The following is a 20,970-nucleotide window of genomic DNA, read 5'->3' as shown; positions in this document are numbered from 1 at the left end:
CTGCGGGAAAATGTAATAAGCCCGCCAGCCCGGGCGGGTCTGTACGAGCCGTCAATTCCCATTGCATTAATATACCACAGAGCAGAAAACGGGCAAAGCATTTTGACAACAATTAACGTACATCCCATACCCCTACATAAGGAAAGCGGATACCGAGTCCCCAAGCCAGCGTAAGCATCACCACAAAATAGAAAATAAATAAAATATCTACAGCCGAATAGCCAATCGCATAATAATACGTGCGCTTGGTTTCATTAGCAAAACCCTTGGCTTCCATAGCAATAGCAATGCGCTGCGCACGCCGGATACTTTGAGCGAGCAGCGGAATCGCATATCTGCGGAGTGTGGCATACATATTCCATTTGGACACATGCTGATGTAAACCTCGAATGCGATGAGCTTGTCTCAATGCCTGGAATTCCTCCACCACCATGGGCATCAACCGCATGGCTGCCAAAAAGCTATACGCATACTTCGGAGGGAGCCTCCATTGCTGCATCAGTGAATAAAAAAGGTCCACCGGACGAGTCGTTAAACCAAACAGCAACCCTACCGCAGCCATACTCAGCGCACGAAAGCCCAGATGCATGCCTCGGTAAAAGCTTTCCTGCGTCACATGGATCAAGCCCCATGACCACCAGGTCGTCACCCCTTTGCCGAACATCATCATGCCCGTTGAAGTTGAAATAAACACCAATATAAAGGGAGATCCGTACAGCAGCAGCCGCTTCCATGGATGGCCTGACCAGGCAAGCAGCAGCAGCATAGTACACGCAACATTAAACATGACATTCGGATCATGGATGACTATAACGACCACAAACAGTATGGAAAACATAACGAGCTTTAAGCCCGGATTCACGCGATGCAGCCATGTTTTATGATGGGGAAAGGACAGATTCATACTGTAGTTCCCCTTTCTGAATCCGCCATATATCGGTACAATATCGACGGACAATTTCCGGGTCATGCGTGACCATCACAATGGCCGTGCCTGCCGCTCTCAGCTGCTCCAACATATCCAGCATGACAAAGGTATTACGCGCATCCTGACCAAAAGTCGGCTCATCTAGCAGCAGCACTTCCGGCTCACGGATCATGGCCGTAGCAATACTCAACCGCCTTTTTTGGCCTAACGAAAGCTGATACGGATGACGCTCGTCCAGCCGCTCCAATCCGAACTGTACGAGCATCCGATCCACCCGCTCCCGGCACTGTTCAGCACTAAACAAGCTCTTCGGTAACGAATACTCTAGTTCCTTTCGTACGGTATGTGCTACGAATTGCAGCTCGGGATTTTGAAATGCGAACCCGATACGCTCTGCCAGTTGTTCTGTACTGCCTGCCTCAATTCCGCGCACGCTATAACGTCCCTGTGTGCGAAGTAAGCGCATCATGGAGAGCAGCAGCGAGCTTTTGCCAGCCCCGTTTTCACCGACCACGCCAATCCAGTCGCCAGGCTTCACCTGCGCATGCTCCACATAAATCACTGAACTTAAACCGCGGAGACCGCTAAAATGTTCCAGCTCCAGCAAATCAATCCCCGCACCGTTCTGTTGTGTCACTGATTCACTCCAACGTGGCGAAGACGATTCATTCCATACTCCCGGGTACCACACGCCGTACTCAGACAATGCCTGCCGATGCACATGAAATACTTCTTCTGCCCTTCCGTCCGCAATGATCTCCCCTTGAGCAGAAAGCACCACAATCCGATCCACATCATGGACGATTTCATTAATTTTATGCTCTACGATCACCAGCGTTTGGTCTACCGAAATGTTGCGAATGGTGTCCCACACCTGTGTAGTGCCTTCCTCGTCCAACAAAGCCGTGGGCTCATCCAGAAAAAGCACTTCTGGCTCCATAGCCAGCACAGACGCAATCGCCAGACGCTGCTTCATTCCCTGTGACATGTTGCCAATGGGCATGTGTATATCATCCGTCGATAGACCAACCTGTATCAGCAGCTCGCGAATACGGGATTGCATCTGTTCCCGGGGAATCTGATTATTTTCCAACACAAAAGCCAGTTCCTCGTCTGCATATGACATACAGAACTGCGTATCAGGATCTTGAAATACAATACCTGAGACACTTGGGATTACAGCAGCATCGCATTTCATGGGCACTTCTATCGTGCGTGGAATCAGACCGCTTAACACTTGGAGCAGTGTTGATTTACCGCATCCACTCGGTCCCAGTAGCAGCAGCTTTTCCCCCTTGTGGACAGACAAAGACATATTGTGAAAAAGCAGCTCTTGCTCACCGGGGAATTTCAACCGTAGACGGGTGATCGAAGCCACCACATCTTCGGTTGCCCGGCTCATCAATCCAGCCCCTTATAATCTTGTTCCGTTGCAGGTCTCAAACTTCGTGTAACTCCGGTTACCTCCAATGCCTTAGCCAGATAGAACGCGAATACCCCGGCAATCACAATACTGCCAATCATCCGAAATCCAATATACAAAACATAGTTCCAGGTCGATAGCTGATCAATATACCCGTAACTGAAGTCTAAAATCAGAGAAGTGACAGCCGCCCCAGCCGCAGCTAGCGAAGCAACCCATAGGTTTGCGTTCCGATACAGAAAAGCCGCAAAAAACAGCTCCGCTCCCAGGCCTTGCAGCAGACCATAGTACAAGGTGGACATGCCCCATTCGCTTCCCAAAAAAGCGCTGACCGTTGCCGCTGCCACCTCTGCCAAAATCGCAACACCCGGCTTGCGAATGATGAGATAAGCAAACGTGCCTGCCATAAACCACATGCCATACATCAGTTGCTCGGCGTGTAGACCAAATGGTTTCATCAAATCATAGGCAGGTCCCCATATTTTGTAGACCAACCCGAACACAACAGATATCACAATCGTGACCAAAATATCAGTCAGCTTCAACCCTTTGGACGCTCTTACAGCAGTATTCATTATTGCGTGCTCCCCTTTTTCCTTATAATTGGCCTCTTGGCCATAAAAAAAGCTTGTCTGGAGCTGAATCTCCAGGCAAGCTTTATGCGCAGTAAAAGGTGAAGCACCATACAAAACATCATTCGTCGATATGCCTTATATAACCAGTAGTCTAAGCTACTACACTGATACCAAGCCAAAGTCAGGGTCAAGGTAAAATGCTAGGACATACATTGAATCTATCGACAACCGCAAAACAAGCGGCATTCCTGTATAGTGTTCTTGGTTTCTCTACGCTGGCATTACCCAGATCAGATTTCACGGTCAGTGGCAAGGGCCACCCTCTCAGCCTGACTTTCTCAAGCTCCCGACAATGCTCTTTTAATTCACTATAATATATACCACATCTATGGCTTTGACAATCCTATAATCCGAAGAAACGTTTGGCTGTCTCCGTCGTCGCGATTTCGATCTCCATCATGCTTCGACCTGTACATTCGGCAACCGTAGCAGCAATATGAGCGAGATACACGGGCTCATTACGCCCTTCTTTGGGCTTCACGGGCAAATTACGTGGGGTCAAAAATGGAGCATCCGTTTCAATCATCAGACGGTCCAAGGGAATATCTCTGACCAGTTCACGCAGATGTTTGCCACGCCGTTCGTCGCAAATCCAGCCGGTGATCCCGATATACAGTCCCATTTCTACATACGTATGCAATTCCTGTTCAGTGCCAGTAAAACAATGCACTACCGCTTTATCGACAAGCCCTTGATACTCCCGAAGCATAGCGACAAAGTCCTCATGTGCATCTCGTTCATGCAGAAATAACGGCATATTCAGCTCACCCGCCAGTTGGATTTGCTCCCCAAACCATCGACGCTGCACATCACGTGGCGAAAAATCACGGTTATAGTCCAATCCGCATTCCCCTATGGATACGACCTGCGGCTGACCCGCCAGCTGACGGAGCTGCTGAATCGTGTCTGCGTTGCAGTCTTTGGCATCATGGGGATGCACGCCAGCTGTCGCATACAGCTTGCCCGGATAACATGCTGCATACTGAGAAGCCTCCCGACTGCTACGGACACTGGTCCCGGTAATAATCAGCGGTGAAATCCCTACAGCCGCGGCTCTCTCTACCACCTGTTCCCGATCTGCATGAAACGAACGGTGCATCAAGTTCACACCAATATCAATTAACGGTGTACCCCTTTCCATCTCAATCCCTCCTTCGCAAACTACAATCTCGGATCAATCGGCTCCGATTCCAGAGATAGCGCGGCAAGGACGCATTCATGAATACGATCTACCGTATCCTTGCGGACAAAACGTTCCACGCCTTCCATACCAAGCGCTCCTTCCATCAGGGCATGACGCTCCTTTTTGTTCGTTCGACGCTGCTTCAGACGCTTTAAATTCTCAGGTGCAAGATAATCCATACCGTAAATGATGTGCAAATACTTGCGGCCTCTCACCTTGATTGCAGGCTGAATCATCTTGTCCCGATTTTTCATCAAAAAGCGTTCCGGTTTGATCACAATCCCCTCATGACCATCCTCTGTCATCTCGTTCCACCAGCGAATGACCTCTTCCTCGCTTGCTTCGTCCGTAATCACGCGATACTCTGTCTCCATAAACAGGGAAGACAGCCCAGCCAGCTCCCGGTTTTGCTCCATATGCCAAATATGAGAATGGTCGAAAAAAGTCTTTCCGCTGTGTGCCAGCGTATGGAACGGTGCGATACGAATTTTATCCAGACCGTCCACATCCCAGCAATATTTTTGAAAAGCCTCTTGAAACGTTACAGCATTCGCGTACTTTTGTTCCATTTCCTCCAACCAGTCTCCAACCTCTCGGCCTGCAACCTCTGCCTGCTTCAGCTTGTCTACCAGCTTACTGCGATCCAGCAGAGCTGCTTCCCCCACATGCGCATACTGTGCAGCAATCAGTTCCCGAGCCTTGAGATTCCACGGTACAATTTCCGCATCCAGCAACACAAAATCCGTCTGGTTCCGATCAAAATATCCAGCCGTCTGTAGATCCACATTCAGCTTTTCCAGCACCTGCTTCCCAAGGCTTTGTTCAAAGAAAGCTCTCCCGCTCCGACTATAGATCGTGCCCAATGTCGGGTAGCCTACATATTGAACAGCGGCCTGTTCGTTTTTGAATAATAGCAAAACAGCCCGGCTACCCATATGTTTTTTCTCGGCCACCATCGTTTGTACTCCTTGCCCACGATAATAAGCCAGCGCCTCACGTGGATGCTCCAGATATCCTGCCTCTGCAGACACCGCTGGAGCAGGACTCATCGTCGGTGGAATATACACCAGCTCCTCCATGGGTACAGTCACATGTGACACGGTATCTATAGCGGATTTAATCCATTCTCCTTGTACGCGCACTTCGCCATACGATTCCGTCAGTACACTGTAACCAGCGATGAGCTTGCGTAAATTCGGCGGGGAAAACCGTTTTCTCTGCCACCGGACAAGTGGGCTATCGGGATCATTCGCATAGTTCTCATGTGCCGGAACGCTGACAAATTCCTTTTCCGGATAACGATAAGCGGTCAGCATACCGCCAAACACCACACCCTGATCAATATTCACCGTCTGATTCACAAGGGTAGGTTGTGGTCTCGGATCATGTCCCCATACTACTATTTCTCCCGATTCATGGTCTACGAACCAATCCTTGCGGATCGGTTTTCCGTTCGCATCCTGCCCCTCCGTATCTCCATAGCGGCAATAATCAGAAATACGTGCCGACTGTTTGCCAATAAAATGATCCTTAATCCCGGCATGAGCCACGACCACGTGTCGCAATCCATTTCTGCCAAAAATAAGATGAGAGGGTGCATGTAGCAGAAAATCCCTCAACTCGCTTCTAAGCTGTTCCGCCGCTACCTTGCCCGCTTTTTGTTCATACTGGGCCAGTTCCTCTGCAAATCGTTCATCCCCATGACTGAGAGTTACCTTTCTTCCATCGAGATAACGGCCGATTTTCCAGCCATGATTACTGTCAATCATATACGCTAGTCCGGCATCCACGTGCTTTTTCCAGAACTGCACCGCTTGTAACGATTCTGGGCCACGGCTCATCACATCCCCGACAGATACCAGTCTTCTGCCATCTGGATGATGGTATAGTCCTTCCGTATCTTCCGTATATCCTAGCTGCTCTATCACTTCCAGCATCTCACGGTAGCACCCATGGATATCACCAATGATATCAATACCTGAGCCAATCTCATGAAACAGTGGCTGCGCACGGCGAACAAAATTCATTTCTTCTACATCCTTAAGGATATAGCAAGCGTTAAAGCCTTCCTCACGGATACCACGCAGGTTCTGCTTTAACAGCTGTGCCTGCTGCTTGACCCGTTGGCGGCCACGCGGATGCTCCCTGCCTAAATCCCGTTCCAGCAGCACAGCTTCGGGTACATCCAGTACCCAGGCCATAACAGGAACATGCGCCTTGGCTGCCAGCTGTACATATTTTTGACGATCCTCAGCATACAAATGGGTGGCATCCACAACCGTCAGCTTATTCAAGCGACAGCGCATAGCCAAAATCGTATCCATCGCCTCAAATGCCTTGGCTGACATCTGCTGATACTCATAGAGCAGTACGTCCGATTCCAGCCTTGGAAGTCCACTCCAGTCTATAAATTCCGTATCTCCGACCAGCTTGCGAAAATGATCCGAGGATACCACTTCTGTCTCCAGTAGAATCCCTTCGCTCACCAGCCTGTCCAATAATGTGGTTTTGCCACTGTTGGAGGCCCCAACCAACACAACCAGTCCAGCATGCGGTAAATGAATCGTACGTTTGGATGAATTGCTCATGCTTCCTTCTGCTCCTTTCTGCGCGTAAATATAGCCATTTGGGTCGGTTGTCCAAAGCCTTCGACCTCTTCTCCGATCCCCTTCAGCGCTACCGAATAAGGAGCTTCCGCAATCCACTGCTCACATCGTTCCTGAAACTCGCTTCTACTCCATTCAAAACGGTGATCGCCATGCCGTAGCTCTTGCTGATTCATACGATACACTTCATTATATTCACGATTGGGAGTCGTCACGATCAGCACGCCCGGCTGATACTCCGTCACAATCGTCTTCATCACCCGGTTTAGACGATGCTCATCTACGTGCTCAATGACCTCACATAGAATCATCACATCTTTGCCCCGCAATTGTTCATCATAATAAAAGAGAGAGCCCATCATTGGTGTAGGGCTGATCGCGTCGGCATGCCTTTCCAGCTTGGCAAAACGCTCCATGGCTCTCACCTGTGCATACGCAGACGGCTCGACAGCCCAAATCTCTTCAATGCCTGTCATTCGGGTCATCCGAGCCGATAGCTTCCCTTCCCCTGAACCAAAATCTACGATTTTCTGTCTTCGAGGCAGCTTGCGAATCACGTCCATAATGGCTTGATATCGCAGTTCATTCAGCCGTACAGTAGGCTGTTGCTTCCCTTCCTCCTGTGGCTGTTCTTGCTGTTGAACCTGTTCGTGCTTATCCTTTTGAGCTTGGACAGTATCCTTTTCAATGTATTTTTTTGTACCTGTTGTTTCAGCAGAATCAGATTGCTCAAATTGCTCAATCAGATTGGTAAAACGCAGCGTGCGTCGAATGATCAGCTCGCGTAGTGGATGCTCTGGCAGCCAGCCTTCTCCGTAACGTCTCAGCTTGTCAAACTCTTCTTCACTAATATAGTAGTGCTTATAATTATCCAACACCGGAATCAACAGCAATAACTGACGAAGCGCATACTGCACCGTCTGATGACCACTTAACGTGACATATCTGACGGTGCTTCGATTTTTTAGCTGAAAAGAATAGTCCGCTTCCCCTCGTTCTATGGCCACTTGATAGCCCAGCGGAGCAAATAGTCCCTCCACCACAGAATCCGGCAAATCCGAAGCAACGGGCCCAAACGATAACTCCAGCGCAAAAGGGTGCGTCACCCATCCTACATAGTCTTCCTTGGGTTTGCCGTTCAGGGCCGTGCCAAGCGAGCCACGAATATAAGTGCAAAATAAGCTGCTGGTTACAAACTCCCGGTCATTAATATATTGTGTAATGTCATAGCTGTCTGGACTGTTTTTGACCAAATCAATCGAATCTGGCGAGGCCTGAATGACGATCTCAGCCTCTTCCTCGGTAAAAACGGTGTACACCATGCGTACACGTGCGCCTTTTTCTGTGCGATCATACGTATTGTAAGGATTCTTAGCAAGCAAATGCGAAATCATCCCTGCATGGGTTCCGGTTGCTTTTAGCGTGATGTGCATACTCCACTTCTCCTTCCCAGCTTATGCTTTCCATACTTCATTCACCGCAGCGCGGAACAAATCATCCAACTGCTGATCCCGTCCACTCTCCACATGCTGAAGCAAGGGCGCCTTTTGTTCAAAATAAGCAATTTGCTGCTGGATAAAATCATTCACCACCGAAAGCTGTGGCTCAATATCCAGTTCCTCGCCCGCTTTTTTACGTTGCAGCAAATGCCCGATCACCTGATAAAGTTCTGTATCTGACGGAATTAATTCCTCTAGCAAGTCTCCAAATTCAATCGGAGGCATGCTGTTGTAACGTTCAATCCAGCCACAGGCCAGCAGGGGGCGCAGCACGTAAAAATACTTTTTAATCTTCACCTGCTCTCCTTGCAAATAATCCCGATAGTTTCCTCGCGCCATATTCAGATAATGGAACATACAGGACTTCGGAGAGAAGGTTAACGGCGATATCGCACGAATCTGGTCAGCCACTGAATACTGCTCCAGATAGGGAATCGGAGATTGCAGCCATTCCAGCAAAGGCGGATTGGATTTGCGAAACAAATGGAGTGCCTTTTTCAAATCCCAGCCGTTCATATCCAGCAAATTGCTGATTGGCCGCTCAATCACATCCCGCTTATCAAAAATAGACAAATACCATTCTATGGGTCTTACATAGATAAATCGTACATCATAGTCACTGTCCTGTGAAGGAAACCCCCATGCCCGACTGCCTGATTCACAGGCGTATATAATACGTATTTGCTCCTCCTGCTCCAACGCGCGCAGCTCACGCAAAATCGTTTCGCGCATTTCTGGTTGAATGAAACCCTGCCCATGCTTCACATCTGTCATGTTGTTCCCTCCCTTATCATTAAAGTATTTCCCGAATCTGTTCTCTAATCGACTCATCCGTTTCATCTATTAATAAGCGGCGAAGACGCATAGCCGTTTCCTCTCCCGTCCAAACATGCTGCATCACCCTTCTGTTATGTATTGCTTCTTATTTCATCGTGCTATCTTATATCCCTATGATGCTTTATTTTGGAAGTCGTGAACATGGTGAAAGTATTACAAAGATGAACAAATTCCCTTTTTCCTGTATCCCTTCCCTGTTAGAATAAAGGGATACTTGCTTTCGGAGAACGGCAACAGAAACGGGGAATGCATCATGGCGAGAGAGAGTTTTGATAAAGAAATTCAATTCCTGCGCATGCTCACACTGACCAGCGGCGCTTATAATCGGCAGCAATTTGCAGACAGACTGGGCATTTCAGTGCATACCTTTGATAAAACAATCCGGCGTCTCAAGGAAATCGTCCAATCCGTACAACAACAGTTGCCTGAGGACCAGGGACATGATTTTAATGGGATGCTGCGCTTTAATTATTACGAATCCGCTGATCCATTACTACTATTCCTGTTTCGGGCCAAATCGCTCAAGGAATCAGAAAGCGTCCGCTTATCTCTTCTGCTGACAGCGCTACAGTCACAGCCTCTGACCACTATGGAATTGCTGGATGCTTGCTGCAACGGGCTGCCTTCCGACAGTTCGCTGCCAGATGAAAAAACGATTCGTTCCGATCTGAAATATCTGGTCGAAGTGGGCGTGGTTCGCAAGGAGCCCGGCGGCAGACCTTACCGCTATGCTGTCCGCAACGATCTGGTGACAGGACTGACGGACGAGGAATTACTGGACTTATATGATTTTGTAGACATTATGGCCAACACCCAGCTTCCCTCTGTTCAGGGATATCTGTTGCGAGATCATCTAAAAAAAGCTATGCGCCGTCAAGCCGGAGATCGGGATATGATTGAACCTTTTTTATATAAATACCACTATTATTCACGCATTCTGGACGAAGCCCATATTCATCCGCTTCTGCATGCCATTCGGCAACGTCGCTGTGTAACTTTTTTATATTTTTCGACATCCAAACGAAGCATGTACGGGTCACAGAACACAAACCCGCTGTTTGAAAAAGAGACGGAGGGCCGTGAACATACCATTCTGCCCCTGCAAGTCATCTATGATCATCAATATGGACGTTGGTATGTTCTTGGTCATGTAGGCGGTAAAGGAATCATGAAGTTTCGTATGGAGGGCATGACTCAATTGGTGGAGGGCAAGCCTGTACCAGAGCAGTTTCATGCCGATCTGCTAGCGGTGTTGGAAGAAAAAATGCGGTACAGCTGGCTTGTTGATACCGGTCGTCCTGTGAAGGTACGGGTACGTTTTTTTAATCCTGAGGGCGCGAAGCGCAACTTTATTCGGGAACGTGTGCTGTCACAGGGACAGTGGGGTACGATTGCAGAGGAAGAAAGTGAATCCTTTATCTATGAAATCACAGTGAATGGAATCACCGAGATTAAGCCGTGGATTCGCAGCTTCGGATCAAGCTGTGAGGTATTGGAGCCCCAGCGGCTGCGTAAGGAATTCAGACAGGAATGGAAGGAGCTGCAAGCCTATTATGAGCCTGTTCGAGAAAATATTTAACTATCAGATCGTCTCTCGGCTGGATGAATCGGGCGCTTTTGCTACCACATCACAGGAAAGAGTCTGGCTCCAATCTATGCTGACAGACTCGGCAGCAATAGAGGCTTTCACCCCGTCTACGCTTGATAAGCTTCGGCAGATGCTCACAGACGACGAGCCGCTGGAGGCCGATGGAAGTTTGCGGGAAAAAGCAGGTATCCCTGCTGTCTCGGTATATCATCCACTCCTGCGTGAATTGCGTCCCATTCTGCGGTCCCGTTCAGGCGTCTGTATGACCTACAAACTGCGCAACGGACGCATGCATGAGCAAATGTCCGGTTTTCCATATAAGCTGGAGTTCTCCATGGTCAAAAAAGAATGGAGCCTGCTGTGGTATAACCGCAGACACCGCGCGCTCATGTCTACCAAGCTGTCTAATATCGTGAACATCACGGAAGATGAGCTTCTACCCGAAGAGGCCGAAAAATTCACCCAACGTATACTCGGTATACTGGAGTCGCGCAAAGAGCAAGGCATCATCGAAATTATTCCCATATACAACGGTGAAATGTCCCGTATTTTATATGCTTTTTCCTGCTTTGAAAAAGAGGTCGAATATGTTCAGGAAACAGATACCTATCGTATTACGCTCACCTTCCAGGCAGACGAATGTGAATACGTGCTATCCAAAATCCGTTTCCTTGGCAAGCGTGTCAAGGTCGTCCAAGGCTCCCGGCTGATCTCACGAATGAAGGAAACAACGTCCAAGGCCCTTGCACGCTACGAAGAGGAATAGCTACTGAGGCAATATGAGATGCATCCATGTAAATAGGCCCTCCCTCCGTCTGTTAATGAGACGAAGGGAGGGCCTTATTAAACAGTTCGTATAAACAAGGTCATACACTTACATCCACATACGCCTGCTGTAACAAACGGGTCCGAAGTACGAGTTTATGGCAAGGCTTGTCCGCGCGCACTGACATACAATTCATACCATTCCTCACGGGTCATCAGCTCGCTCTGGCGTTCCGCATCCTGACATGCCTTGATTCGTTCAGGATTGGCGCTGCCAATGACAGGCTGAATCCGTGCCGGATGTTTCATAAGCCAGCCAAGGACGATCGCTTCACGTGTCGTTCCCTTTTCAGAAGCTAGCTTTTGCACCAGCTCTGCCGTCTTAACGATATGTTCAGGCGCCCCTTCCAAAGAACCTCCGCTAAAACGTCCCTGCGCCAGCGGTCCCCAGGCTTGGAGTTGAATATCCTCGGTTTGGCAATATTCCATCAAACCTTCGCCAAAATGTACATTTGTCCCTGCCTGCTGGTTCACATGTACTGTCTGATCTACAAAATGCAGATGGGCCAGGCTCATTTCCAGCTGATTAGCGATCAGCGGCTCCGTTAGGCTCCGTTCCAGAAACCGAATTTGGCTTACATTCATATTGGAAACGCCAAAATGCCGTACTTTGCCAGATGTCTTAAGCTCGCTGAACGCCTTCGCTACTTCTTCCGGCTCTACCAGCGGATCAGGGCGATGCAGCAGCAGGATGTCCAAATATTCGGTACCCAGACGCTTCAGGATACCATCCACGGACTCCATAATATGAGCATATGAGAAATCAAAGCGGCCCGGGAGCGTACCATCTGGCAGAAAAATGCCGCATTTGGACTGAATTACGATTTGTTCACGCAAGCCCGGCTGTCCCTTTAAAATCCGGCCGAAAATCTCTTCCGCTTTCCCCATACGATAGATATCCGCATGATCGAACATCGTAATCCCAATGGATTGTGCAGCTTCTACAGCTCTTTCCGCTTCAACGACATGCTCCTGCGTAAACGGTGCATGGCTCCATTCTCCACCAAAAGGCATACAACCGAGCGCCAGCCGACTATCGGAGATTCCACGTTTCTGTAAAGGCATAATCTTCATGCTGCTCCTCCTTCAACCCTCAAAATATTCTCTGCTTCATCCACATATGAATAGTTTGTGGAACCGCTATCACACACCTATTTTACCACTTACTTACGGTCGTGTTCCACTTTGGTCTCCATCCACATCTTTTATCCGAATATCCCCATGCTCAGATAACGTTCTCCGGTATCCGGGGCAATGCAAAGTACCCGTTTGCCTGCTCCCAAACGCCGCGCTTCCTGAATCGCCGTCCATATCGTAGCTCCGCTAGAGGGACCAACCAGAATCCCTTCCTGGGCAGCAATCGCCCGTGTCATTGCAATCGCATCCTCATCGGAAACCTGCACGATTTCGTCATACACTTCCGTATTCAGCACGGTGGGAACAAAGCCTGGACTGGTGCCAACCAGCTTATGTGGACCGGGTTTTCCTCCAGATAGCACTGGCGAACCCTTCGGCTCAACTACAACAATCCGCAGATCCGGCAAATGCTGACGTAGCACTTCACCTGTTCCCGTAATGGTACCGCCCGTTCCCGAAGAAGCGACGAACACATCCAGCTTCCCTTCCGTCTGTTCCAAAATTTCCAGTGCCGTCGTCGTGCGGTGGATATCGGGATTGGCCTCATTTTCAAATTGATGCGGGATAAAGCTCCCTTCAATTTCAGCCCCCAGTTCGAGTGCCTTGCGAATCGCTCCTGGCATCCGTTCTTCCGCTGGTGTCAGTACGACCTCAGCCCCGTAGGCTTTCAAAATATTGATCCGTTCCTTCGTCATATTCGAGGGCATCACCAAAATTGCACGGTAACCTCGGGCTGCCGCATTCATCGCAAGACCAATTCCCGTGTTGCCACTCGTCGGCTCAATAATGGTGCCTCCCGGCTTTAGATGTCCTGCCTTTTCAGCCTCGGCAATCAGGTTGCCCGCCGCCCGATCTTTAACACTGCCGCTTGGATTAAAATACTCCAGCTTCACATACACTTCCGCATCCTGCGGCCCTGTGAGCCGTTGGAGTCTTACACAAGGTGTATCTCCTATTAAATCTGTAATACTATGTACCACTTTAGGTGCCATCGTTGTATCCTCCTTAGATCGTTCCTTACAGCGTTATTTACGATCTTAATATCATACTACCAAAATAACATACTTGGCTCCTTCCTACCTGTCGCTTTTGTAAATTACATAAAACTCATCAACTTAGTATGTAAAATTCTTGCAAAATAGGTCGCCAGATATCGCCTGTAATGATATACTCGCATTACTATTTTTCCAGGAGGATACAAGACACTTATGAGTAATCAACAAAATATGACAGCAAATCGCTTTCCCCCCTCCTTGCTATGGTTGACCCTTGGTGCCTTCGCCATCGGCATGACTGAATTCGTCATTATGGGACTACTGCCCAATGTAGCCCATGATCTTCATGTTACGATTCCGCAAGCCGGGCAGTTAATCACCAGTTATGCGCTTGGTGTAGCCATTGGTGCGCCTGTGCTTACTGTATTAACCCATAAGGTTCCGCAAAAAAAGCTGCTATGCCTACTCATGACCATATTCATTTTAGGCAATCTTTTTTCCGTCATTGCTCCCAATTACGAATTTCTGATTGCGGCCCGTATGGCTACTGCATTATCGCACGGAACCTTTTTGGGAGCCGGTTCCCTAATCGCTGCCCGACTGGTTCGTCCTGACAAGCGCGCGGGTGCCATTTCTATGGTGCTGACCGGTTTGACCGTGGCGAACATTATTGGTGTGCCCTTTGGAACCTTTATCGGACAACAACTCGGCTGGCGTGCTTCCTTTGGAGCTATTGTGGTCATCGGCTTGATTTCTCTCTTTGGTATCATTCGTTACATTCCGGTAATTCACCAGGACAAGCCTTCCAGTCTCAAACAAGAAGTCAAAAGCCTGTTTAATCCAAAAGTGCTGCTGATGCTGCTCACAGGTGCAGTCGGTTGTGGTAGTCTGTTCACTGTCTTTACGTACATTACGCCTTTGCTTACGGACATTAGTGGCTTTGCCGAACATAGCATTACCTGGATTCTCGTCCTGTTTGGCCTAGGGGTAACGATTGGCAATATCGTTGGCGGCAAGCTTGCGGATTGGAGACTACTTCCATCTCTGATCGCAAACTATGCTGTACTGGCTATTATTTTGGCCATTCTGACATTTACGCTTCAAAGCAAGGTATTGGCCGTCATTACCGTCTTTATCTGGGGCATTGCTGCGTTCGGCATCATGCCGGGTATTCAGGTTCGCATCATGAATCTGGCCTATGAGGCTCCTTTGCTTGCTTCTACCTCCAGTCATTCCGCATTGAATCTGGGTAACGCAGGCGGCGCTTTTATCGGGGGAGTCGTTATTAATCAAATGGGGCTAGTCGCTATTCCATGGGTTGCATCGCTAATCACTGTCGGCGGTCTGCTACTCATGATAGTTAGCTACATTGTGGATCGTAAGACGGCTCATACTGAAGCAACAGCGGAGATACAGTCATAGAATCGTTCTGTTTGTTGGACAGTGTACAGCTATCAACCGGAGAACAATAAATGGCGGCATATCTCTAAAAACAGCAAGTTGGACGTAAACGATTGGTTCATTTTTCATAGATTGAGAGATATTGTCCACTCTCTTCTTCTAAATTCCTCATAGTATGCATTGCAATACCAATTTATGAGGAAAGAAGTGTGTATGATGAGCCTTTTTTTTACAAACAACACGAGTAACACGATCTATGCTGCCTATGCTTATCCTGATTCCGACTGTCATCCCATGAATTATTCTAAAATGGGCTGGTATCGGCTAGAGCCTGGTGATACGAGAGAAATATGGAGCGGGTCTGTAGGGGGAACCACATTCTATTATTATGCTGAAGATCACTCCAGAAATACATGGCGTGGCACGTACCGCACACGGCTTCCGAGAAATACTAGCCATGATTTTCATTGGTGTTGGAACGATAGCAGAGGATCATCCAGACGAGTGGGGATGCGCCGACTTGCCATTGATTCATCTGTAGACAATTACACTGTTGAGTTTAGCAGAACCAACCAAAGCTTACTGTCAACAAAGACAACTCGTAGAGCGTTACCTTCCAAATCGGAGGACTCCGGCATTAACAGAATTCCGAGAAGACCGACTCGATTTAAAAAAGGAACCCCAGTTCCAGTAAAGTCCAAACGATAAGTCAAAGAATTCGCCAATAAAAGGCGCAACCTGGTTGCAAACACTACAAAGCCATTTTGAAAAAACACAATGAACCGTAACCCGCAAGATGGACATTTTTTTAAAAAAGTGACCCCCTTGCGGGTTATTTTTATTTCACTCTGGACATTCAGACGCTTGTTGCAACCATAGTATTTTGCCTCGCCGTTCAGCTTAACCAATGATCAAAAAAGTCCCGATAGCCCTGCTTCATCACCTGACTTGAAAACTGTTCCATGGCGTATGCCTGATTTTCTGTAGAAACCCGACGCGGTGAGGCGGCAGCCATATTGACCAGCTCGAACCAGTTTTTCTCATTCCCTGAAAAAGAATGCGTAGAGCTGATATGTCCATAGCAAGGATGCTCTGGCTTCACGACGATTTTCCCCATAGCGAGCGCTTCGGTCAGCGGCATTGCGAATGTATCGAATTTAGAGCAGCTCCAATACACCTTCGCCGTGTTCATCAGTGCAAATACCTCATCTTGCGTCAACGCAAATTGAAGTTTAACATTGTCCGGGATATCGTACTTCTTCATACTTTCCTTGTAGCGTTCACCGCCAAATACCATATAGACATCCTTGTCAGGATTATGCCTCGCATACTCCAGCACCAAATCCGGACGTCGGTTCTCCTCATCTCTACCAATCCACATCACCCGGTTCTCTACCACTTGCGAGGGATCAAAATGCTTTTCCACCAGCCGCTCATTAAATCCGATCGGGATGACTGTCACATCGGTTACGCCAAACTTCGAAGCCATCTCCTGCTTGAGAAAGGCAGTCTGTACAATAGCCTTGTCCACGATCTGATAAAAAGGCTTCATCATCTCATAGCCTGTAAGCGCCGGATCAGGAAAACTATGCGGAAAAAGCACGCTGTTTTTAAAAAACATATTCAAATAGGTAAAGCCAGATACCGTATAAATAACGTGCTCAATCTGCTGCTCATGGAGTTGGTCCAGTACGACGTCATAGTTGACCAGGTCGCCCTTTTCGTGCTCATAGCCCGGAAGCCAGTCATGGCTACTCACATGGCGCTCCGGTGAGACAAATACGATGTCCACCCCCAATTCCAACCCAATTTGCTTCAGACGCTCTGCAAAAATACGTGGACCCTGTGCTTCAGCAAATTGTATTTTTCTCATGACTAAACCGACTTTTTTCATGGATATATTCCCTACTTTCTTTGGCTTACTAAACACAGTCTATGTCTTAAGCTACTATCTACATTGTTGGGCTTGTCCCCAATCCATCATTGCTGCACATTGGTTCAAACAGGCTAACGTTTCATCCAACTGGGACTCTAATTGCTCTTTTGACCAATTGTCGGCGTTTCTATGCAGGTTCGTTCCAATCCTTTGCAAATCACTTGTGATTAACAACAGCATCCAGAGCGAAAATACCACCGCAAACATGCCATATTCCAGCATAAATGCCGTTCGATCCACTCTTTTCCCTAACAGCTCCAGCTGCTCCACGTATGTGTCCAGCATACGAATACGCAATTCGGACGTCATGCGTCGGGGAAACAACGGATGGGACATGTCGATCAGGTGATATACATCCCACAGCGGTGTGTTCAGATGAGCATGCTCCCAATCCAGTACCATAAGCCGTTCCCCGCTCAGCGCATAGTTCCCCGGATGAAGATCACCATGAGACAGTACAAGCTGCTGTGAAAAAGATACATGCTCTAGCTGTACATATATACGCAGCATCTGTTGCTTAGATAAACCCAGTGAGCTGCAAAGCTTTAACACATCCGGCTTGCGCGTGTATAGCTCGGAAACCATCTCCTGAATAAGTGGCTTTGGTCCCCGTAACGGCATCCCAGCAAAACGATCCGTCGGCAAAGCATGCCACCATGCAACAAGTCCAACAGCTCGCAATAAAGTTTCGTCTGCGTGTAGATGATGTAACGAACCAAGGTCCTCAAAAACCATCCATTCTCCTCCGCCATCCGCACCTGCATCAGACCAGGCTAGCAATCGAGGATAGATCGGTGATAACGCAGGAAGCACATGCTCATATACCCATCTCTCACGCCCCTCCTGACCATCGTTGGTTAGCGGTTTAAATATATAACTTTCAGAGGAGGAAACGTAAAAACGTTCCACATGCCGGCCATTCGTACCTGTATATAAAACCTCACGATTCCGCACCAGCGTATCATTTAAGGTGCCGTCAACATTCACATATTGATGAAAAGGATTCATAGCCACCCAACTTTTTTGTATAAAATGTAATAGCACGATCATATCATAGTCCTCGTTCCGAACGAAGCCCAGATCATCTTGGGGGAACTCGCTGTACCCAAAAAGGGGCTTGCCCAAGCAGATCACGCGACCTGTTGGCAGCCCCTTATCACATCCATACTCCTATCCTTACTCTATTCTATACCGATTAATATTGAGTATTGCCGGACTCGCTCGTATTACCAGACTTAAAGCCTTTGAACAATTGTTTCACATTGTGATAACGAGTGTTCGTAATTTTAGCTTTGCTGTTAGGACCATCCGATCTCAGGATCGAGTCCTTTACATTGGAAATATCCGAGTTATCCAAAGTCATATTCACTCTGAATGTAGAGCCCCCAAGTTGGCGAACCAGCTTTCCGATATCATCGGCTCTAAAGTTTTTAATGTTAATCGTGCCTTCGGCATTAATTTGGAATACTTTATCGTACGCATGGAACGCTCCACCGCCCGTAATGTTTACCGTGCCTGGTTCTTTAAGCGTCAAGGCATCTTCACCTACATCCTCCCACGTTACGTTGGAAATAGTTCCGTTGCCATATACATGCACACCATCCGCAGCAGGGGCAGCGATGGTCACATTTTTCAGAGTTGCATTATTTTCAAGCTTGAAAATAGGCTTTTGAGCCTCTTTCTGGCTTCCGTCTCCCAAGGTATCGGGATCAGCCACTACAGTCTTGCCTTTACCATCGTATACTTCTCCAGCTTTAACAAGTATGGTCTTATGAACGACTTCTGGTGCTGCATGTGCAGAATAATTGCCGACAAATAAAGCGACCAACATTCCTGATAAAGCGATACTGATTCCCTTTTTCAATACTTTAGCTGTGTTTGTTTTCATTTCAATTCATCCCTCTCGTAGATACTTTTTTATTGTTCCAATTCTTCGTTGACTAGAACGCGTAGACCGTATCACCACCTTCGTACAATGAACCCATTGACCGATACATGTCTATAAAGCATTATTATACTATTTGCATATGTATACTTGGTTTTTGGTTCAAAGTAACTACATTCTATAAATTCAGGTACACACAAATTGTAAATAGAGCGATTACATTTACAATTTGTATAATTCTATTATAATCCTACTTCCAGTAATTTCAATATATTTTTCGGCAAAATACATGCTTTTTTTCAATTAAGTACACAATTTTGCCTTTTTTATACTTGTACAAAGTTGCCTTTCAGCAATTTACGCATTACAAGACTTGAATATCTAGTCTCGTTGACTTACTCTAGATCACTATAATGGTATTCACAAGCTCTTTTCCGTCCTATACCTTATTTTTGATGTGATCTATACTATTGAATGACACGTTGGATGAACGTATAATGTATTTAGTGCTTTGAAGCGTTACATCTCAACATTACTGGTGAGAAAAGAGTGGTTATCGTGCAAAACAATAGTGAGATTCCATTAAAAGAACAAAATATTGTGCTCATCGGCTTTATGGGTGTAGGTAAAACAACAATCGGTTCCCATCTAGCGCGCAAGCTGTATCGCGATTTCGTGGATATTGACCAGGAGATTGAACAAGAGTACAACATGCCAACAACCGAGATTTTCAAAACTTATGGAGAGAAACGTTTCCGTGAGATTGAAAAAGAGCATATTTTGAAGTTGTGCAGCAACACACGCCTTAAAATCATTTCCGTTGGCGGTGGTGCATTTTTACAGGAAGAGGTGAAGCAAGCTTGTTTGGCTTCATCGATTGTTTTCTTCTTGGATTTGAATTGGGATTCCTGGAAAGATCGGCTTAAGATGCTGATTGACACCCGCCCCAATCTACAAAACAAGACTTTAGGGGAAATTGAGGATCTTTTCCGTTCCAGACAGGACATTTACGCGGTGAATCACTCCAAGATCGATACGGATCAGTTGGATGCGGAAGAAGTCGCAGACTATATTATTCAAACGCTGAATCTAGGTTGGGAGTTATATGAACCTACTCGGGGATTGAATTAAGAGTTACACCAAAAAGGAGGGCTCCAGCATGCTTACCGCATGGGGCCCTCCTTTTTGGTTCACTACGAATATATTACTGACTGGCGAGTAATGCTATCCATCTTTTAAGAATGGCTATGCAGTACCGTCAATATCTCTCTCAGTTCAGTGACAGGAATCTGCCCCGGAGCGGAAGCTTTCTTAGCAGCACCAAAGGTCAGAGCCGAACCAAACAGTTCTCCGGTCAGGCGGCTCACGACACCTTTCCCCGCCATCGACATCGTAATAATCGGCCGATCTGCATGCTCTTCTGCCATGGTACGTGTGGCATCCAGCAAAGTGAGAACATCGGCTGTATTGGTCGGCATCACTGCTATCTTAGGCAGATCGCCTCCTAATTCCTGCGCCTTGCGTAACCGGGACACAATCTCCTCCTTCGACGGCGTCTTATGAAAATCATGATTAGATATAATCACATATACGTTATGCTTATGTGCTGCTTCTACCAGCGTCTTCACATCAGCTTCCTCATTAAAAAGCTCTACATCAATAAGTTCAACTTGTCCCGTTTCGGCTACTGTACGGTTCAATTCCACATAACTCGCCGCACTGATTTCCTTTTCTCCGCCTTCCCGAGCGCTACGGAACGTAAATACGAGCGGAATATTTGCTAAAATAGACCGAATTTCATGTAAGGCAGCTTTCACCTTTTTCAAATCCTCCACATGCTCGAAAAAATCGACTCTCCACTCCACGATATCCAGGTCGAGCGTACGCAAATAAGTGGCCTCTTCCTTCAACTGCTCCAACGTTTCTCCCACCATGGGCACACAAATTTTTGGCGCTCCTTCACCGATCAGAACATCTCTCACCTTTACGATTTTAGCCATCTCTATCTCACTCCCAAATTACAGTTTCAAGTCGAACATGTACAATAATTCATAGTATAACGCATTCTGAATAAGCATGCAGATGATTAGGT

The 20,970-nt window shown here is 47.4% G+C and carries 18 protein-coding genes and 1 pseudogene; 6 read left to right on the top strand and 13 right to left on the bottom strand.

Features of this window, described 5'->3' with window-relative positions:
* Positions 1 to 112: 112 nt before the first annotated feature.
* From ACWGXJ_RS04990 to ACWGXJ_RS04960, 7 genes are all read right to left on the bottom strand, one after another.
* Positions 113 to 904 (bottom strand): energy-coupling factor transporter transmembrane component T family protein, encoded by a 792-nt coding sequence (locus ACWGXJ_RS04990; protein ID WP_452566318.1) that lies wholly within the window; start codon positions 902 to 904, stop codon positions 113 to 115.
* Entirely contained in the window at positions 879 to 2,330 is a 1,452-nt protein-coding gene (locus ACWGXJ_RS04985) for an ABC transporter ATP-binding protein (protein ID WP_452566317.1), read from the bottom strand. The genes ACWGXJ_RS04990 and ACWGXJ_RS04985 overlap by 26 nt, the downstream gene beginning before the upstream one ends.
* Positions 2,330 to 2,926 carry an ECF transporter S component gene (locus ACWGXJ_RS04980; RefSeq protein ID WP_061830613.1) on the bottom strand — a complete coding sequence of 199 codons (597 nt, stop codon included), beginning with the start codon at positions 2,924 to 2,926 and terminating at the stop codon, positions 2,330 to 2,332. Before ACWGXJ_RS04980 ends, ACWGXJ_RS04985 begins: the two co-directional genes overlap by 1 nt.
* A gap of 403 nt (positions 2,927 to 3,329) precedes the next feature.
* Positions 3,330 to 4,127, bottom strand: coding sequence for a TatD family hydrolase (locus tag ACWGXJ_RS04975; RefSeq protein ID WP_452566316.1), 798 nt, complete (start codon positions 4,125 to 4,127; stop codon positions 3,330 to 3,332).
* A gap of 20 nt (positions 4,128 to 4,147) precedes the next feature.
* Entirely contained in the window at positions 4,148 to 6,757 is a 2,610-nt protein-coding gene (locus ACWGXJ_RS04970) for a polynucleotide kinase-phosphatase (RefSeq protein WP_452566315.1), read from the bottom strand.
* Positions 6,754 to 8,208, bottom strand: coding sequence for a 3' terminal RNA ribose 2'-O-methyltransferase Hen1 (locus tag ACWGXJ_RS04965; protein WP_452566314.1), 1,455 nt, complete (start codon positions 8,206 to 8,208; stop codon positions 6,754 to 6,756). Before ACWGXJ_RS04965 ends, ACWGXJ_RS04970 begins: the two co-directional genes overlap by 4 nt.
* Positions 8,209 to 8,229: 21 nt before the next feature.
* Positions 8,230 to 9,048, bottom strand: coding sequence for a nucleotidyltransferase domain-containing protein (locus ACWGXJ_RS04960; RefSeq protein WP_452566313.1), 819 nt, complete (start codon positions 9,046 to 9,048; stop codon positions 8,230 to 8,232).
* Between the two features lie 316 nt (positions 9,049 to 9,364).
* Here ACWGXJ_RS04960 and ACWGXJ_RS04955 point away from each other — a divergent pair, with 316 nt between their 5' ends.
* Together ACWGXJ_RS04955 and ACWGXJ_RS04950 are read left to right on the top strand one after the other, a co-directional pair.
* Positions 9,365 to 10,690, top strand: coding sequence for a helix-turn-helix transcriptional regulator (locus ACWGXJ_RS04955; RefSeq protein WP_336078166.1), 1,326 nt, complete (start codon positions 9,365 to 9,367; stop codon positions 10,688 to 10,690).
* Positions 10,665 to 11,465 carry a WYL domain-containing protein gene (locus ACWGXJ_RS04950; RefSeq protein ID WP_452566312.1) on the top strand — a complete coding sequence of 267 codons (801 nt, stop codon included), beginning with the start codon at positions 10,665 to 10,667 and terminating at the stop codon, positions 11,463 to 11,465. The genes ACWGXJ_RS04955 and ACWGXJ_RS04950 overlap by 26 nt, the downstream gene beginning before the upstream one ends.
* A gap of 155 nt (positions 11,466 to 11,620) precedes the next feature.
* Here the strand turns inward: ACWGXJ_RS04950 and ACWGXJ_RS04945 are convergent, their stop codons facing one another.
* Both ACWGXJ_RS04945 and cysK read right to left on the bottom strand, forming a co-directional pair.
* On the bottom strand, positions 11,621 to 12,598 hold the full coding sequence (locus ACWGXJ_RS04945; protein WP_446675684.1) for an aldo/keto reductase: 978 nt from the start codon (positions 12,596 to 12,598) through the stop codon (positions 11,621 to 11,623).
* Between the two features lie 131 nt (positions 12,599 to 12,729).
* On the bottom strand, positions 12,730 to 13,653 hold the full coding sequence (cysK, locus tag ACWGXJ_RS04940; protein WP_028542041.1) for a cysteine synthase A: 924 nt from the start codon (positions 13,651 to 13,653) through the stop codon (positions 12,730 to 12,732).
* A gap of 216 nt (positions 13,654 to 13,869) precedes the next feature.
* Here cysK and ACWGXJ_RS04935 point away from each other — a divergent pair, with 216 nt between their 5' ends.
* The 3 genes and pseudogenes from ACWGXJ_RS04935 (at position 13,870) to ACWGXJ_RS04925 (ending at position 15,598) form a co-directional block, all read left to right on the top strand.
* Positions 13,870 to 15,078: an MFS transporter gene (locus tag ACWGXJ_RS04935; protein ID WP_452566311.1), complete on the top strand. Its 1,209-nt coding sequence runs from the start codon at positions 13,870 to 13,872 to the stop codon at positions 15,076 to 15,078.
* 174 nt (positions 15,079 to 15,252) lie between these two features.
* A pseudogene (locus tag ACWGXJ_RS04930) lies at positions 15,253 to 15,426 on the top strand (hypothetical protein); the annotation flags it as partial.
* Between the two features lie 19 nt (positions 15,427 to 15,445).
* Positions 15,446 to 15,598 (top strand): hypothetical protein, encoded by a 153-nt coding sequence (locus ACWGXJ_RS04925; protein ID WP_250267512.1) that lies wholly within the window; start codon positions 15,446 to 15,448, stop codon positions 15,596 to 15,598.
* A 354-nt stretch (positions 15,599 to 15,952) separates the two neighbouring features.
* Here ACWGXJ_RS04925 and ACWGXJ_RS04920 read toward each other — a convergent pair whose 3' ends face one another.
* From ACWGXJ_RS04920 to ACWGXJ_RS04910, 3 genes are all read right to left on the bottom strand, one after another.
* Positions 15,953 to 16,951: a glycosyltransferase gene (locus ACWGXJ_RS04920; RefSeq protein ID WP_025721310.1), complete on the bottom strand. Its 999-nt coding sequence runs from the start codon at positions 16,949 to 16,951 to the stop codon at positions 15,953 to 15,955.
* Between the two features lie 54 nt (positions 16,952 to 17,005).
* A complete protein-coding gene (locus tag ACWGXJ_RS04915) occupies positions 17,006 to 18,043 on the bottom strand; it encodes an aminoglycoside phosphotransferase family protein (protein WP_196765462.1) in 1,038 nt (345 codons plus the stop codon).
* Between the two features lie 145 nt (positions 18,044 to 18,188).
* Positions 18,189 to 18,881, bottom strand: a complete 693-nt coding sequence (locus ACWGXJ_RS04910; protein ID WP_061830632.1) for a pectate lyase — start codon at positions 18,879 to 18,881, stop codon at positions 18,189 to 18,191.
* Positions 18,882 to 19,436: 555 nt separating this feature from the next.
* Here ACWGXJ_RS04910 and ACWGXJ_RS04905 point away from each other — a divergent pair.
* The gene (locus ACWGXJ_RS04905; RefSeq protein WP_029517614.1) at positions 19,437 to 20,009 is read left to right on the top strand and encodes a shikimate kinase; all 573 of its coding nucleotides are present in this window, start codon (positions 19,437 to 19,439) and stop codon (positions 20,007 to 20,009) included.
* A gap of 104 nt (positions 20,010 to 20,113) precedes the next feature.
* Here the strand turns inward: ACWGXJ_RS04905 and aroD are convergent, their stop codons facing one another.
* Positions 20,114 to 20,878 (bottom strand): type I 3-dehydroquinate dehydratase, encoded by a 765-nt coding sequence (gene aroD, locus ACWGXJ_RS04900; protein WP_069291181.1) that lies wholly within the window; start codon positions 20,876 to 20,878, stop codon positions 20,114 to 20,116.
* Positions 20,879 to 20,970 lie beyond the last annotated feature (92 nt).

It is taken from the genome of Paenibacillus sp. S33 (genome assembly GCF_053615415.1).
Note: the sequence above shows the minus strand (reverse complement) of the source record. Positions and strands in the feature narration are given on the sequence as shown.

Excerpts from the sequence above, each read along its gene's own strand:
- ACWGXJ_RS04990 (WP_452566318.1), bottom strand. The coding sequence starts at position 904 with ATGAATCTGTCCTTTCCCCATCATAAAACATGGCTGCATCGCGTGAAT.
- ACWGXJ_RS04985 (WP_452566317.1), bottom strand. The coding sequence starts at position 2,330 with ATGAGCCGGGCAACCGAAGATGTGGTGGCTTCGATCACCCGTCTACGG.
- ACWGXJ_RS04980 (WP_061830613.1), bottom strand. The coding sequence starts at position 2,926 with ATGAATACTGCTGTAAGAGCGTCCAAAGGGTTGAAGCTGACTGATATT.
- ACWGXJ_RS04975 (WP_452566316.1), bottom strand. The coding sequence starts at position 4,127 with ATGGAAAGGGGTACACCGTTAATTGATATTGGTGTGAACTTGATGCAC.
- ACWGXJ_RS04970 (WP_452566315.1), bottom strand. The coding sequence starts at position 6,757 with ATGAGCAATTCATCCAAACGTACGATTCATTTACCGCATGCTGGACTG.
- ACWGXJ_RS04965 (WP_452566314.1), bottom strand. The coding sequence starts at position 8,208 with ATGCACATCACGCTAAAAGCAACCGGAACCCATGCAGGGATGATTTCG.
- ACWGXJ_RS04960 (WP_452566313.1), bottom strand. The coding sequence starts at position 9,048 with ATGACAGATGTGAAGCATGGGCAGGGTTTCATTCAACCAGAAATGCGC.
- ACWGXJ_RS04955 (WP_336078166.1), top strand. The coding sequence starts at position 9,365 with ATGGCGAGAGAGAGTTTTGATAAAGAAATTCAATTCCTGCGCATGCTC.
- ACWGXJ_RS04950 (WP_452566312.1), top strand. The coding sequence starts at position 10,665 with ATGAGCCTGTTCGAGAAAATATTTAACTATCAGATCGTCTCTCGGCTG.
- ACWGXJ_RS04945 (WP_446675684.1), bottom strand. The coding sequence starts at position 12,598 with ATGAAGATTATGCCTTTACAGAAACGTGGAATCTCCGATAGTCGGCTG.
- cysK (WP_028542041.1), bottom strand. The coding sequence starts at position 13,653 with ATGGCACCTAAAGTGGTACATAGTATTACAGATTTAATAGGAGATACA.
- ACWGXJ_RS04935 (WP_452566311.1), top strand. The coding sequence starts at position 13,870 with ATGAGTAATCAACAAAATATGACAGCAAATCGCTTTCCCCCCTCCTTG.
- ACWGXJ_RS04925 (WP_250267512.1), top strand. The coding sequence starts at position 15,446 with ATGCTGAAGATCACTCCAGAAATACATGGCGTGGCACGTACCGCACAC.
- ACWGXJ_RS04920 (WP_025721310.1), bottom strand. The coding sequence starts at position 16,951 with ATGAAAAAAGTCGGTTTAGTCATGAGAAAAATACAATTTGCTGAAGCA.
- ACWGXJ_RS04915 (WP_196765462.1), bottom strand. The coding sequence starts at position 18,043 with ATGATCGTGCTATTACATTTTATACAAAAAAGTTGGGTGGCTATGAAT.
- ACWGXJ_RS04910 (WP_061830632.1), bottom strand. The coding sequence starts at position 18,881 with ATGAAAACAAACACAGCTAAAGTATTGAAAAAGGGAATCAGTATCGCT.
- aroD (WP_069291181.1), bottom strand. The coding sequence starts at position 20,878 with ATGGCTAAAATCGTAAAGGTGAGAGATGTTCTGATCGGTGAAGGAGCG.